The sequence below is a fragment of the Streptomyces sp. TP-A0356 genome (genome assembly GCF_001417775.1).
Taxonomy (GTDB): Bacteria; Actinomycetota; Actinomycetes; order Streptomycetales; family Streptomycetaceae; genus Streptomyces.
The window spans coordinates 193,325-206,874 of record NZ_BBZJ01000024.1; the positions used below are offsets into that span (position 1 = coordinate 193,325).

Consider the following 13,550-nt stretch of genomic DNA (forward strand, 5'->3'; position numbering starts at 1 on the left):
AGGAAACACATGGCAAGCATCCGTACTGCCCGCGTCCTCGCCACCGTCGCGGCTCTGCCCCTCACGGCCGCCCTCTTCACGGGTGTCGCCTCGGCGGACAACGGCGCGTTCGCGGACGACGGATCGAACGCGGCGGCCGGGAGTATCTTCGGCAGCGGGGTCGGGCACGACAACAACGGCAACTCGTCCACCACGCAGCAACAGGCGGTCGGCTCCCGCGCCTCGAACCAGAGCAACACCGCTCAGGTGAACGGTTCCGTGTTCACGGCCATCGACCAGCGCAACGAGAACGTGTCCGTCAACTTCACCAGGCTGTGGTGAGCGAGGGGCCGATGCGCCGCCATCGGCCCTGAACTCCCCTGCAGGGTGCGCTTTCCGGGTCATCACACATCCGCGCGGCGGCACTTCGGTGCCGCCGCGCGGTCGTTTTCGGCCGGTCTTGACAGTGGCCCGTTACCTGACGGACAGTCAGAAACGGATCGTCGCGACGACGTGGTTCGGGATGCGGAGGGGGGTGGCCATGAGCGCCGAGGGCCTGGAGGCGTTCACGGCGCGGCTGAAGGGGTACGAGGGCCGGCCGGTCGCGGTGACGGGCGTCGGGAAGGACCCGGTCAACGGGCCCATGATCCGGCACTGGTGCGAGGCGATGGGCGACACCAACCCCGCGTACACCGGCCCGGACGCGATCGCCCCGCCCACGATGCTCCAGGTCTGGACCATGGGCGGCCTCTCCGGCCATACGGGCCGCACGGAGGCGTACGACGAGCTGTTGCGACTGCTCGACGAGGCAGGCTGCACAGCGGTCGTCGCCACCGACTGCGAGCAGGAGTATCTGCGTCCGCTGCGGCCCGGCGACGAGGTCACCTTCGACGCGGTGATCGAGTCGGTCTCCGACCGCAAGCGGACCAAGCTCGGCACGGGCTACTTCGTGACGACACGCATGGACGTACGGGCGGACGGCGAGCCCGTGGGCACCCACCGGTTCCGGATCCTCAAGTACGCACCCACGCGCGTGAAGCCCGGCGGCAGAAGGCCCCGCCCGGTGATCAACCGGGACAACGCCGGGTTCTGGGAGGGCGTGCGCCGGCACCGGCTGCTGATCCAGCGGTGCACGGACTGCGGCACCCCGCGCTTCCCCTGGCTCCCGGGGTGCGGCGCGTGCGGCTCGCCGGAGTGGGACACGGTCGAGGCGAGCGGCGAGGGGACGGTCTACTCGTACGTCGTCGTGCACCACCCGCCCTTCCCCGCCTTCGCCCCTCCCTACGCGGTCGGTCTGATCGAGCTGGCGGAGGGCGTGCGGATGGTCAGCAACGTGATCGGGGTGCCGTACGACAAGGTGCGCATCGGCATGCCCGTACGCCTTGACTTCGTGCGGTACGACGACGAGCTGGAGCTTCCGGTGTTCCGGGCCCGGGACGGGGGCGGCGAGGAGTGACAGGGCAACGGGACGCCCGTCCCGGGCCGCGGGAGCGAAGTGCCGCGGGAGCCGGGGGAGTCGATCACGAACCCAGAGGGGGCCGAATGAGGGCCGGTGGAGCGGGGGCCGGTGCGGTGCGGGCGGGGACGGAGCTGCCGCCGCTGGAGATCGAGATCACCCGCACGCTGATCGTGGCCGGGGCGATCGCGTCCCGCGACTACCAGGATGTGCACCACGACGCGGAGCTGGCCCGGCAGAAGGGCTCACCCGACATCTTCATGAACATCCTGACCACCAACGGTCTGGTCGGGCGGTACGTCACGGACCACTTCGGCCCGGACGCGGTCCTGCGCAAGGTGGCCATACGGCTCGGTGCGCCCAACCACCCGGGCGACACGATGGTGCTGACCGGCACGGTCGAGTCGGTCGACGGAGAGACGGCCACGGTGCGGGTGGTCGGGGCGAACGGCATCGGCCGGCACGTCACGGGCACGGTCACCGTCTGCGTCCCGGGCGGGAGTGCCGGATGAGCCTGCGGACGAAGGACGCCCTCGGCGGACGGGCCGCGGTCGTCGGGATCGGGGCCACCGAGTTCTCCAAGGACTCGGGGCGCAGCGAGCTGCGGCTGGCGGCGGAGGCGGTGCGGGCCGCGCTGGACGACGCGGGGCTGCGGCCCTCCGACGTGGACGGCATGGTCACCTTCACGATGGACACCAGTCCGGAGATCACCGTGGCCCAGGCGGCCGGGATCGGCGAGCTCTCCTTCTTCTCCCGGATCCACTACGGCGGCGGGGCGGCCTGTGCCACGGTCCAGCAGGCCGCGCTCGCGGTGGCGGCCGGGGTGGCCGAGGTCGTGGTCTGCTACCGCGCGTTCAACGAACGCTCGGGCCGCCGCTTCGGCTCCGGGGTGCAGCACCGCGAGCCGTCGGCGGAGGGCACGGCGCTCGGCTGGAACCTGCCGTTCGGGCTGCTCACCCCGGCGTCCTGGGTGGCGATGGCGGCCCGGCGGTATCTGCACGTGTACGGGCAGACGCCCGAGGCGTTCGGCCATGTGGCCGTCGTGGACCGCGGGTACGCGGCGACGAACCCGGCGGCGTACTTCCACGGCAGACCCATCACGCTCGCCGACCACGCGGCCTCGCGTTGGATCGTGGAGCCGCTGCGGCTGCTCGACTGCTGCCAGGAGACGGACGGCGGCCAGGCGCTGGTGGTCACCACCGTGCAGCGGGCGCGTGACCTGCCGCGCCTGCCCGTGGTGGTCACGGCCGCGGCCCAGGGAGCGGGCCGCGCACAGGAGCAGATGACCAGCTTCTACCGGGACGACCTGACCGGGCTGCCGGAGATGGGCGTGGTGGCCCGTCAGCTGTGGCGGACGTCGGGCATGGGACCCGCGGACATCGACGTGGGCATCCTCTACGACCACTTCACCCCGTTCGTGCTGATGCAACTGGAGGAGTTCGGGTTCTGCGAGCCGGGCGCGGCGGCCGATTTCGTGGCCGCGGGACGACTGCCGCTGAACACCCATGGGGGGCAGCTGGGAGAGGCGTATCTGCACGGGATGAACGGGATCGCGGAGGCGGTACGCCAACTGCGCGGTACGGCCGTCAACCAGATACCGGGCGCCGCGCGCACCCTGGTCACCGCGGGAACCGGCGTCCCCACCTCCGGCCTGATCCTGACAGCGGACGGATGAAGGGCGTTGCCCAGTACCGCCCCGGTACTCGTCCCTCAGGGGTGAACCCTCAGGCGGGCGTACAGGATCGTCCACCTTCAGGAGGTGGAGGTGGCACCCCGCATACAACCTGAGGCGGAGACCGCTTCGGGACCTGCGGGCGATCCGCCGGAACAGGGGCCGAACCTAGCGTGGAGCCATGACCACACCCGTCTGCGCCAGCGCTTCGAACGCCGTTACGTCAGCGAGGCAGACCCTTCCGTACCCGTCGTTCTCGTCGTACGTGAAGGCGCGCCAGCCGGTGCTGCTGCGCACCGCCCGGTCGCTGACCGCGAATCCGAGCGACGCGGAGGACCTGCTGCAGACCGCACTGGCGAAGACCTATGTCGCCTGGGAGCGGATCGAGGACCATCGCGCGCTCGACGGGTATGTACGCCGGGCGCTGCTGAACACGCGGACCTCCCAGTGGCGCAAGCGCAAGGTCGACGAGTTCGTCTGCGACGAACTGCCCGAGCCGGAGGGGACGCCCTCCGCGGATCCGGCCGAGGAGCAGGCGCTCCACGACGCCATGTGGCGTGCGATCATGAAACTGCCCGCGCGTCAGCGGGCGATGGTGGTCCTGCGGTACTACGAGGACCTGAGCGAGGCTCAGACGGCGGAGGTGCTCGGCGTCTCCATCGGCACGGTCAAGTCGGCGGTCTCCCGGGCCCTGGGCAAGCTCCGCGACGACCCCGAACTGGAGCCGGTGCGCTAGTCGTCCGGCCTGTGCCCTGATCGATCATGCCGGGCCCTAGTGACATACCAAGCGGTATGTGCGCAGAATCAGCGGAACCCCCCTACTACCGCGTAGGCAACGTCGCCCCGGGAGGACGCCGTGCAGAGCACCATGCAGGACGTACCGCTGACCGTCACCCGCATCCTCGTACATGGGGTGCTGGTGCACGGACGGTCCCAGATCATCACCTGGACCGGGGAGGGCGAGCCGCAGCGGCGCAGCTTCGCCGAGGCGGGTGCCCGTGCGGTACAGCTCGCGAACGCCCTGCGCGACGACCTCGGCATCCGTGACGACGACCGGGTCGCGACGCTGATGTGGAACAACGCCGAGCATGTCGAGGCGTACTTCGCGATTCCCGCCATGGGCGCGGTGCTGCACACGCTCAATCTGCGGTTGCCCGCCGAACAGCTGGCGTGGATCGTCAACCACGCCGCCGACCGCGTGATCCTCGTCAATGGCTCGCTGATCCCCCTGCTCGCGCCGCTGCTGCCCAAGCTGCCGACGGTCGAGCACATCGTCGTCTCCGGCCCCGGTGACCGCTCCCCGCTCGCGGGCGCCCGTGCGCGGGTCCACGAGTACGAGGAGCTGATCGCGGGCAAGCCCACGACGTTCGACTGGCCGGAGATCGACGAACGCCAGGCCGCCGCCATGTGTTACACCTCCGGCACCACGGGCGACCCCAAGGGCGTGGTCTACAGCCACCGTTCGATCTATCTGCACTCCATGCAGGTCAACATGGCCCAGTCGATGGGCCTGACCGACCAGGACACCTCGTTGATCGTGGTCCCTCAGTTCCACGTCAACGCCTGGGGCCTGCCGCACGCCACCTTCATGACCGGCGTGAACATGCTGATGCCGGACCGCTTCCTGCAGCCCGCGCCGCTCGCCGAAATGATCGAGAGCGAGCGGCCCACGCACGCCGCCGCCGTTCCCACCATCTGGCAGGGCCTGCTCGCCGAGCTGACCGCCCGGCCCCGCGACGTCTCGACCCTCACCCAGGTCACCATCGGCGGCTCGGCCTGTCCGCCCTCGCTCATGGAGGCCTTCGACAAGCTCGGCATGCGCGTCTGCCACGCCTGGGGCATGACGGAGACCTCCCCGCTCGGCACCGTCGCCCGGCCCCCGGCCCACGTGATGGGCACCGACGAGGAGTTCGCTTACCGTCTCACCCAGGGCCGCTTCCCGGCCGGCGTCGAGGCCCGCCTCACCGGCCCCGGCGGCGAACGGCTCCCCTGGGACGGTGAGTCCGCGGGCGAGCTGGAGGTGCGCGGACCATGGATCGCGGGCGCCTACTACAACGGCCCGGACAACGAACCCCTGCGTCCCGCCGACAAGTTCAGCGAGGACGGCTGGCTCAAGACCGGTGACGTCGGCACCATCAGCCCCGATGGCTTCCTCACCCTCACCGATCGCGCCAAGGACGTCATCAAGTCCGGCGGCGAGTGGATCTCCTCCGTCGACCTGGAGAACGCTCTGATGTCCCATCCGGATGTCGCCGAGGCCGCCGTCGTGGCCGTGCCGGACGACAAGTGGGGCGAACGGCCGCTTGCCACCGTGGTGCTGAAGGCGGGCGCCACCGCCGACTTCGCCACCCTCCGATCATTCCTCGCCGAGGAAGCCAAGATCGCCAAGTGGCAGCTTCCCGAGCGCTGGACGATCGTCGAGGCGGTGCCCAAGACGAGCGTCGGCAAGTTCGACAAGAAGGTGCTGCGCCGGCAGTACGCGGAGGGCGAGTTGGACGTCACGCACATCTAAGGCCGTTCCCGGCATGTTGGGGCGCTGTTTCACGTGAAACAGCGCCCCCGCAGCGTATGAGCTGGCAAATCCCCTTGGGGCGGGCTCAGTTCGTGCCGATTCGCGCCAGCAGATCCACGATCCGCTCCTGCACCTCGGCGCTCGTCGAGCGCTCCGCCAGGAACAGGACCGTCTCCCCGGAGACCAGCCGGGGCAGATCCGCCTGGTCGACGGCAGCGGTGTAGACGACGAGCGGGGTGCGGTTGAGCAGGTTGTTCGCGCGCAGCCAGTCGACGACTCCGGCCTGACGGCGGTGTATCTGCATCAGGTCCATCACCACGAGGTTCGGCCGCATCTGCGCGGCCAGCGTGACCGCGTCCGCGTCCGACGCGGCCCGCGCGACCTGCATGCCGCGCCGCTCAAGCGTTGCCGTGAGCGCGAGCGCGATCTCCGCGTGCTCCTCGATGAGCAGGACACGCGGTGGGTGCTGCTCGGAATCGCGCGGGGCGAGCGCCTTCAGCAGTACGGCCGGGTCGGCGCCGTACGCCGCCTCGCGCGTCGCCTGACCGAGGCCCGCCGTGACCAGCACGGGGACCTCGGCGGCCACCGCCGCCTGGCGCAGCGACTGGAGCGCGGTCCGCGTGATGGGGCCGGTGAGCGGGTCGACGAAGAGGGCGGCCGGGAAGGCGGCGATCTGCGCGTCGACCTCCTCACGGGAGTTGACGATGACGGGCCGGTAGCCGCGGTCGCTGAGCGCTTGCTGGGTCGTCACGTCCGGCGCGGGCCATACGAGCAGCCGACGCGGGTTGTCGAGTGGCTCCGGCGGCAGCTCGTCGTCCATCGGCCGGGCCTGGGGCTGGTCGGCGATCTCCACGGCACCGCCGGGACCGTCGAGCGGCTCGGGACCTTCGGCCGCGTTCTCGTCCGGAGCCCCTATGGCGTACGACCGCCCGGCGCCCTCGGTGGCCGGGGCCAGGCGGCCCTGACCGGCCAGGGAGGGCTGAGCGGATGCGGCCTGCGGATGCGCGCGCGCCCCCGACTCCGGCCGCTCGCCCGCAGGTTCGGGACGCGTACCGAGCTTGCGGCGACGCCCCGCGCCGTTCGACTGGTGCGGGGGAGGCGTCGGCGACTGAGTGGAAGGCTGGGCTTGCGGCTGCGCTCCCCGACGGGCGAAGGGCACCCCCTGCCCCAGCGTCCGAACACTGATCGCCCGTCCCTGCGTCGAGTTGGGGTCGACGGGCGCGGCGGCCTCGGCGGGCAGCGGCTGAGCGGTCCGCGGCCGGGCGCCACGCTCGGGAGGCAGCGGGGTGCCCGCCGAGGGGGTCGGCGCCGGTACGGGCATCCCGGCGCCGGAGGTCTCACCGGAACGGGGCCAGGGCCCCGGCTGGGCGGCCTGCGGGGGGACCGGAGTGCCCGGCGCGGGCGTGGCCGCCGTGGGAACACCGCCCGCCGGGCTGCCCTGCGGGGGCACCGGCTGCGGGCCGGGCTGCTGCGGGCCGGGCTGCGTCTGGGCCGCGGGCTGCGGCGCGGGGACGGGCTGTCCGGGAAGGGGCCGAGCGACACCGGGGGCGGGCCGACCGGGAGCCGTCCGCGCGGCCACCGGCTGTCCGGGCATCGCCTGGCCGCCGGGCGCGCTCCGAGCCGGAAGTCCCTGCGGGGGAACGGCCCCCGCGGCCGCCGCGGGGGCGGGCAGGCCCTGTGCCGGGACAGGCATGTGCGGCGCCGGGAGGGGCTGCGGGCTCTCCTGCGCGGGAGCCGCCTGGGCAGGCGTGGCGGGCGCCAACTGCGCGGGCACGCCCTGCGGAGGCGTCAGCTGGGCAGGCACTGCCGGGGGAGGTGTCATCTGCGCCGGTACGCCCTGCGAAGGCGTCATCTGCGTCGGTACGCGCTGCGGAGTCGTCGGCGAGGCGGTGTCCGCCACCCCGTCCGCCGGCTGCCCGGGCGCGCTCTCCCGGCGGGCACGACGGCGGCCTGTGGGCACGGACACCGGATGCGGCTGCGGCGGCGTGTGGTCCGCGGCCTGGTCCTGCGGCACCGCGTCATGACGGCCCTCGTCGGCCGGGCCGGGCGCGGGCGTGTTCGGCCCGGCCATGTTCGGCTCGGGCATGCGGTCGGCCTCCGCGGGCGGCAGCGCGAACACCGGCCGGACACCGGAATGCGCGGCGGCGGCCCGCTCGTTCGCGGCGGCCAGGGCCCGCCGTCGGCGCCCGGTCGGTGTGGTCTCGGCGTCATCCGAGGACGGCGTACCGGAGGCCGCGGGCAGGGCGGGCGGCAGCGCCTGCGGCTCCACCTCCCGGCGGGCGCGCCGGCCGGTCGGCCCGGGAACGCCCTGCGGGGGCACGGCCGCTCCCAGAAGACCGGTGGCGGCGGCCGGGGCCCCGGCGGCGTGCTCGGCGGCGGTCACCACCGATCCCTCGGCCACGCCCTCGCTGTCGCTCTCCGCCGGGCTCGGCCGTCCGCGCCGCCGTCCCGTACCGCTGGACGCGGGGGCGTCCGCCACGGCATCGTCCGCGGTCGCCTGGTCCGGAACCGAGGCCTCGACGGCGGGCCCCTCCGTCGCGCGCCGCCGACGCCGGCCGGTGGGCGCCGCCGGGGCCGTATCGGCAGAGGGGGCGCCGTCGCCCACCTCGCTCTCCAGGAACGCGTCCACGGACGACCGGCGGGCCCGCCGTCGTCCGCCAGCCTGCTCGGGCAGCGCGACCTCGGCCCCGGGCTCCGCCGCGGGCGTCTTGGCCGCAGGCGCCGCGACCGCGCCGGCGCCGCCGCCGAGCGGCACCTCCAGCACATACGCGCTGCCGCTCATGCCCGGGACCTCGTGCGTCTGCAGCACACCGCCGTGCGCGCGCACGATGCCGCCGACGATCGGCTGGTGCACCGGGTCTCCCCCGGCATATGGGCCGCGCACCTCGATCCGTACGACTTCGCCGCGCTGCGCGGCCGCCACGACGACGGTGTTGTCCATGTAACCGCCCGCCGAGACGGGCGCGTTGCCCGTGGAGTCGACGCCCGCGACGTCCGCGACGAGGTGGGCGAGCGCCTGCGCGAGCCGTTGCGGGTCGACCTCGGCCTCGATGGGCGGGGCATGCACGGCGAACTGCACCCGTCCGGGCCCGATCAGTTCGACCGCGCCGTCGACACCGGCCGCGACGACCGCGTCGAGCATGACGGTCGTCCGTACGAGCTCGTCCTCACCGGCGTCCAGCCGCTGGTAGCCGAGGACGTTGTCGACGAGCGTGGTGATGCGTGAGTAGCCGGCCGCGAGGTGGTGCAGCACCTGGTTGGCCTCGGGCCACAGCTGGCCGGCGTCGTCCGCGGCGAGCTTGGACAGTTCACCGCGCAGCTGGTCGAGAGGGCCGCGCAGCGACTGGCCCAGCACCGCGAGCAGTTGCTCGTGCCGGGCGGTCAGCGCCTCGTAACGGTCCTTCGCGCGCTCCCCCAGAGCGGCGTAGCGCTCGTCACCGGCCGCGATCTCCTCCGCGTGCCGCTCGCGCAGCCCGGTGAGCTCGGCGGCGTGCTCCTCACGCAGCCGCTCCAGCTCCTCCTCGTGCTCCTTGGTGATCCGCTCCAGCTCCTGCTTGTGCCGCTGGTCGGCCGCGTCCTTCTCCGCGACCACCGAGTCGAACGGGCGCCGGTCGGTGAAGGTCATCACGGCGCCCACGATCTGATCGCCGTCGCGCACCGGCGAGGTCGTCAGGTCGACCGGCACCTTGTCGCCGCTCTTGGACCACAGCACCTGCCCGCGCACCCGGTGCTTGCGTCCGGAGCGCAGCGTGTCGTGCAGCGGCGACTCCATGTACGGGAAGGGGGAGCCGTCCTCCCGGGAGTGCAGCACCAGGGTGTGCAGCTCCTTGCCGCCGAGGTCACTGGCCCGGTATCCGAGGATCTGGGCGGCGGCCGGGTTGACGAGCACGATCCGCCCGTCGGTGTCCGTGCCCACCACGCCCTCGGCCGCGGCCCGCAGGATCATCTCGGTCTGCCGCTGGGAGCGGGCGAGTTCGGCCTCCGTGTCGACGGTCCCGGACAGATCGCGGACGACGAGCATGAGCAGCTCGTCGCCGGTGTAGCCGTGGCCGTCGTAGGCCTGCCGACCGTCCTCCAGATTGGCGCTCGTGACCTCGACGGGGAACTCGCTGCCGTCCGTCCGCCGGGCGATCATCCGCGTCGGCTTGGTCCGCCCCTGCTGGTCGACGGAGTCGGGCAGCCGCATGGACCCGGGGATCAGCCGGGAGTCGAACTCCGGCAGCAGATCGAGCAGCCCGCGCCCCACCAGGGCGGTCCCGGGCGTCTCGAAGGCCTCCAGGGCGATGGTGTTGGCGTTGACGACGGTCCCGTTCGCGTTGACCAGCACCAACGCGTCCGGGAGCGCGTCCAGTATGGCAGCGAGGCGAGCAGCGCCTCGGGATGGCCTGCTGCTCACGAGACGCTTCCTCCCTGTCACCGCACCTTTCCGACCGCGGAGGCCATCTTGCCAACCGGCCCGCAGCGTGTCACGCGAGGGAGTCTACGGGCAGTGGCCCAGCTCGCGGTGCCGGATGAGTGGGAGGTCGCACGCGGAAGTGACGCAGAACGTGTGACCGCGCAGGTCGCCGGGCGGGTCCCCGGCTCACTCGTGCCGCTCGTCCGTCTCGGCCGCGGTCCGACGGGGCCGGTCCGACGAACGAACGTCCGGCAACAGGGGCACCATGTCGTTCCACCGGGCGACCTGACAGCCGTCCCCGCGGTCGTACCGCGCGTCGACCGGGCGCCCCGCCCAGGTGCCGGTGATGCGTGCGGTGGCCGGGCCGCCGCACTCCATCGTGCAGAGCCTGCCGCGCGGCACCGGGGCGAAGGGGTCCCGGCCCCAGACGGTCCGCCGGTCGAGGATGGCGCACGCGCGGGCCGGGTGCGGATGACTGCCGCGGCCGGGATGGCACCGCAGCACGTACGTCCCGTTGGCGCGCCCCGCATGGCTGACGGTGATGACGAGCCGGTCGCCGCGGGGGACGGGGGGATGGCCGTGCGCGTCCGCGGCGACGGGCGCCACGGCGGTGGCGAGGATGGCGACGGCACCGAGGAGCGTGCCGCGCGAGAGGAACTGGATCATGCCGTGACTAACGGCGGCGGGGCGCGAGGGTTGCGCGGTGACTTGCGACCCCTGTGACAGCTGAGGCAGGAGGGACCGCGGAAGGGGCACGGAGGGCCCAGGGACCGGGGAAGGGGCTGGGGGGTTCAAGCCTGTACGGGCTGGTTTGCCGGGCCTGGCAAACCAGGCTGGGGAGCTGTGGCGACGGGCCGGGGAGCTGGGGAAGCGGGCCGGGGAAACAGGCCGGCGAGCTGGGGACGGGCCGGGATGGCAGCCGGGACGGCCCGCCCGATCATCACCCGCCGGATCCCGCCCGCGGATCGCGGCCCAGCACTTTGCCCTGCGGCCTTTCTGCCTAGTACCGTGGGGGGCGATTGGTGACACCCCGCTCGGCTGTGTCATCATCTGCACGCACCACTCGCGCTTGCGCGGGCGGTTGTGCTGGAGGCGTCGCCTAGTCCGGTCTATGGCGCCGCACTGCTAATGCGGTTTGGGCCTTAAAGCCCATCGAGGGTTCAAATCCCTCCGCCTCCGCGCTTGATCACGAAACCCCGGTCCACCTGACCGGGGTTTCGCCGTTTCCAGGGCTCCCCCCGGGAACCCCCCGGAAGTGCGTTTCCGCAGGTCACAAGGGGTGGGGCAAACGGATTTCACATGACGGCGGCAGTCATGTAATGTTCTTCCTGTCGCCGCGAGCGGGGCCGGAAGGGCCCGGGAGCGGGGAAGAAAAACAGAACAAGCACTCGTAGCTTAACGGATAGAGCATCTGACTACGGATCAGAAGGTTGCAGGTTCGAATCCTGCCGAGTGCGCAGCACATCAGAGGCCCTGTGGAGTGATCCACAGGGCCTCTGTCTTTTGCGTTGACGGCAGTCTTTGACGGCAACCGCCTTTGAGGGCGATACAGGCCGGGTCAGATGGCCACCGGGACACCGGCCGCGCCGTCGTCATCGTCCGGATCGTTGCCGTCACCCCTGAGCGCGTCCCCAACGCGGTCGAAGGCGGAGCGCTGGGAGTCGAGCCGTACGAAGGTGTAGATGTCCATCGTCACGCGGATGGAGCTGTGGCCCAGGACCTCCGTGATCATTCGAGCGTCGGCGCCCTGTTCGTGGAGCAGGGACGCGCAGGTGTGGCGTAGGTCGTGGAAGCGGACCTTGCGGACGCCGGCGCGGACGCACAACGCCTCGAAGGACCGGTTCAGGTTGCGCGGCTCGATCGGGGTCCCGTTCTTGGTGGTGAAGACGAGGCCCTGGCCTGTCCCCTTCCAGCTGTGACCGGCCGCCTTCCTGTCGGCGATCTGCTGTCAGAGTTTCTTTACTGGATCAAGGCGGCCCGCCTGCGGCGGGCCGCGCGCGCTGGCGGCCAGGGGCCGCCGCCGCTCCATGTCTCCGCCACCGCTCCGGCGGCCCCCAGCCGCTCAGCGCGCAACACCGCCAAGGCGGACACCAAGACCAGAAGGCAATCCGGTCGCTCCGAGCACCAGGACCAGCCGACAGCGACCAAACGTGACCACACCGCCCAACCGGCCAGGGCCCCGCAACCGAATGACTCCCAGAGCCGCAGGATGGCCCAGACGTCAGGCAGCTACGTCGACAACGCCCAGGACGCGTCTGGCGCGAGGGCCGTGACGCGTGGAAGAAGCGTGGCTGATGCTGGCGGGTGGTTGCTGGAAACACACGTGGCGGCTGATCGTTCGGCGTTCCCGTCGTCGTGGCTGACTTTCGGTGGCTCAGGTCAGAACTCCCTCCGACTCGCAACTCAAGGCCGGTATTGCGGCAGCACCCGCATCCGAGCACGCCAACTGCCCCGGTACCATCGGCACCAGGGTCCTGATCAGGGATTCCGTGACCGGACCACTCGGAATGCTGTCCAGGCTGAGGGTGGTCCGGTCTTTGCTTGTTGGTCTTTGATGCGGACGACGCCGGGGGCCCAGCGCTTCGGGATCAGCTCAGGGCCTTGCCCACCTCGTAGATCGTGGGCCGATCCCCCGGGGCATGGCTGAGCATCGCGTCGATCAGTGCGCCCAGATCACCCGGCACCTTTACGGACCGGCGACGACCGCTCGCCACGGCCTCCCGCTGCACTGGACGCGGAGCGTCGTCCGGATACTCGACCGCTCGCCACCCGGTGGCGGAGATGAGCAGGGACGCGCCGAGCGCGTATACGTCGGCTTCCGGCGTCGGCTCGGCTTGCCCGGTGGCGAGCACCATGCGCGCGATCTCCGGGGCCTCGTAGTGGACCAGGCAACCACGGAACGGGAAGTCGTACCCCTCGGGAACCTGCCCGCCCCGGGCAAGGGCGAGGTCGATGAGGTGTGTCCGTTCCGGGCCGATGATGAAGTGGGCGGGCTGCACATCGCCGTGGGCCCAACCCTTCGCGTGGAGTTCGGCCAGCGCTTTGACGCATCCCAGCGCCACGCTGGTGTGTGGCTCGACGACCGAGTCTGGCCTGCGGCAGGGCTCCCAGAGCCTGTAAAGGTCCGGCCCTTCATGCCACGGCTGGAAGTTCCACGTCCCGCGCTCCCACTCGCCGTAGGCGATCTCGTCGAAGCCGAGGCGATGCAGTACGGCGCCCTCGCGCGCAGGTGCCAGCGCGGTCCAGGGCTGGGCGGGCCAGTCGGGGGTGGCCTCGATCGGATAACCGAGCTTCACGGCGTAGCGGCCCCGAGGGCTGTCCACCTCCCAGACCGTGGAACCCCGGCGGTTGATGACCAGGCGCTGAGCCGTCGGCGTGAGCGCGTCGAGCACCACGACTGGCAGTTCAGGGGTTGAGCCGGACAACGTCACTTCTCCTTCCGGCGAGCGCGGCCGACCAATGAGCAGAGGCCGACCGCGTCGCTGTGGTCATGTCTACGCCTGGCCGTACGGTCGGCCGCAGTCCGCATCGCACT

10 protein-coding genes and 2 tRNA genes are annotated in these 13,550 nt (G+C 71.9%); 8 read left to right on the forward strand and 4 right to left on the reverse strand.

The window, feature by feature from the left end:
• Positions 1-9 precede the first annotated feature (9 nt).
• The 6 genes from ASC56_RS26335 to ASC56_RS26360 all read left to right on the forward strand — a co-directional run bounded on the left by ASC56_RS26335 (position 10) and on the right by ASC56_RS26360 (position 5,619).
• Positions 10-321 (forward strand): hypothetical protein, encoded by a 312-nt coding sequence (locus ASC56_RS26335; protein WP_055494025.1) that lies wholly within the window; start codon positions 10-12, stop codon positions 319-321.
• Between the two features lie 199 nt (positions 322-520).
• Positions 521-1,435: a bifunctional MaoC family dehydratase N-terminal/OB-fold nucleic acid binding domain-containing protein gene (locus ASC56_RS26340; RefSeq protein WP_055494026.1), complete on the forward strand. Its 915-nt coding sequence runs from the start codon at positions 521-523 to the stop codon at positions 1,433-1,435.
• 116 nt (positions 1,436-1,551) lie between these two features.
• Positions 1,552-1,947: a MaoC family dehydratase gene (locus tag ASC56_RS26345; protein ID WP_199836072.1), complete on the forward strand. Its 396-nt coding sequence runs from the start codon at positions 1,552-1,554 to the stop codon at positions 1,945-1,947.
• Entirely contained in the window at positions 1,944-3,110 is a 1,167-nt protein-coding gene (locus ASC56_RS26350; RefSeq protein ID WP_055494028.1) for a lipid-transfer protein, read from the forward strand. The genes ASC56_RS26345 and ASC56_RS26350 overlap by 4 nt, the downstream gene beginning before the upstream one ends.
• Positions 3,111-3,288: 178 nt before the next feature.
• Positions 3,289-3,843, forward strand: coding sequence for a SigE family RNA polymerase sigma factor (locus ASC56_RS26355; RefSeq protein WP_055494029.1), 555 nt, complete (start codon positions 3,289-3,291; stop codon positions 3,841-3,843).
• Positions 3,844-3,963: 120 nt separating this feature from the next.
• The gene (locus ASC56_RS26360; RefSeq protein ID WP_055494030.1) at positions 3,964-5,619 is read left to right on the forward strand and encodes a long-chain fatty acid--CoA ligase; all 1,656 of its coding nucleotides are present in this window, start codon (positions 3,964-3,966) and stop codon (positions 5,617-5,619) included.
• An 85-nt stretch (positions 5,620-5,704) separates the two neighbouring features.
• On the opposite strand, the gene ASC56_RS26365 is transcribed toward ASC56_RS26360, so the two are convergent.
• Positions 5,705-10,015 (reverse strand): PAS domain-containing protein, encoded by a 4,311-nt coding sequence (locus ASC56_RS26365; protein WP_079102708.1) that lies wholly within the window; start codon positions 10,013-10,015, stop codon positions 5,705-5,707.
• Positions 10,016-10,201: 186 nt separating this feature from the next.
• The gene (locus ASC56_RS26370) at positions 10,202-10,681 is read right to left on the reverse strand and encodes an SSI family serine proteinase inhibitor (protein WP_055494032.1); all 480 of its coding nucleotides are present in this window, start codon (positions 10,679-10,681) and stop codon (positions 10,202-10,204) included.
• Positions 10,682-11,103: 422 nt separating this feature from the next.
• Between ASC56_RS26370 and ASC56_RS26375 the strand changes: the two genes are divergently transcribed.
• Both ASC56_RS26375 and ASC56_RS26380 read left to right on the forward strand, forming a co-directional pair.
• A tRNA-Ser gene (locus tag ASC56_RS26375) sits at positions 11,104-11,194 on the forward strand.
• Positions 11,195-11,399: 205 nt separating this feature from the next.
• Positions 11,400-11,472 (forward strand) — tRNA-Arg (locus tag ASC56_RS26380).
• Between the two features lie 101 nt (positions 11,473-11,573).
• Here ASC56_RS26380 and ASC56_RS26385 read toward each other — a convergent pair.
• Both ASC56_RS26385 and ASC56_RS26390 read right to left on the reverse strand, forming a co-directional pair.
• A complete protein-coding gene (locus ASC56_RS26385; RefSeq protein ID WP_079102709.1) occupies positions 11,574-11,957 on the reverse strand; it encodes a tyrosine-type recombinase/integrase in 384 nt (127 codons plus the stop codon).
• Positions 11,958-12,603: 646 nt separating this feature from the next.
• A complete protein-coding gene (locus ASC56_RS26390) occupies positions 12,604-13,440 on the reverse strand; it encodes a protein kinase (RefSeq protein ID WP_055494034.1) in 837 nt (278 codons plus the stop codon).
• Positions 13,441-13,550 lie beyond the last annotated feature (110 nt).

Coding starts and splice junctions, on each gene's coding strand:
- ASC56_RS26355 (WP_055494029.1), top strand. CDS start 3,289: ATGACCACACCCGTCTGCGCCAGCGCTTCGAACGCCGTTACGTCAGCG.
- ASC56_RS26340 (WP_055494026.1), top strand. CDS start 521: ATGAGCGCCGAGGGCCTGGAGGCGTTCACGGCGCGGCTGAAGGGGTAC.
- ASC56_RS26335 (WP_055494025.1), top strand. CDS start 10: ATGGCAAGCATCCGTACTGCCCGCGTCCTCGCCACCGTCGCGGCTCTG.
- ASC56_RS26350 (WP_055494028.1), top strand. CDS start 1,944: ATGAGCCTGCGGACGAAGGACGCCCTCGGCGGACGGGCCGCGGTCGTC.
- ASC56_RS26370 (WP_055494032.1), bottom strand. CDS start 10,681: ATGATCCAGTTCCTCTCGCGCGGCACGCTCCTCGGTGCCGTCGCCATC.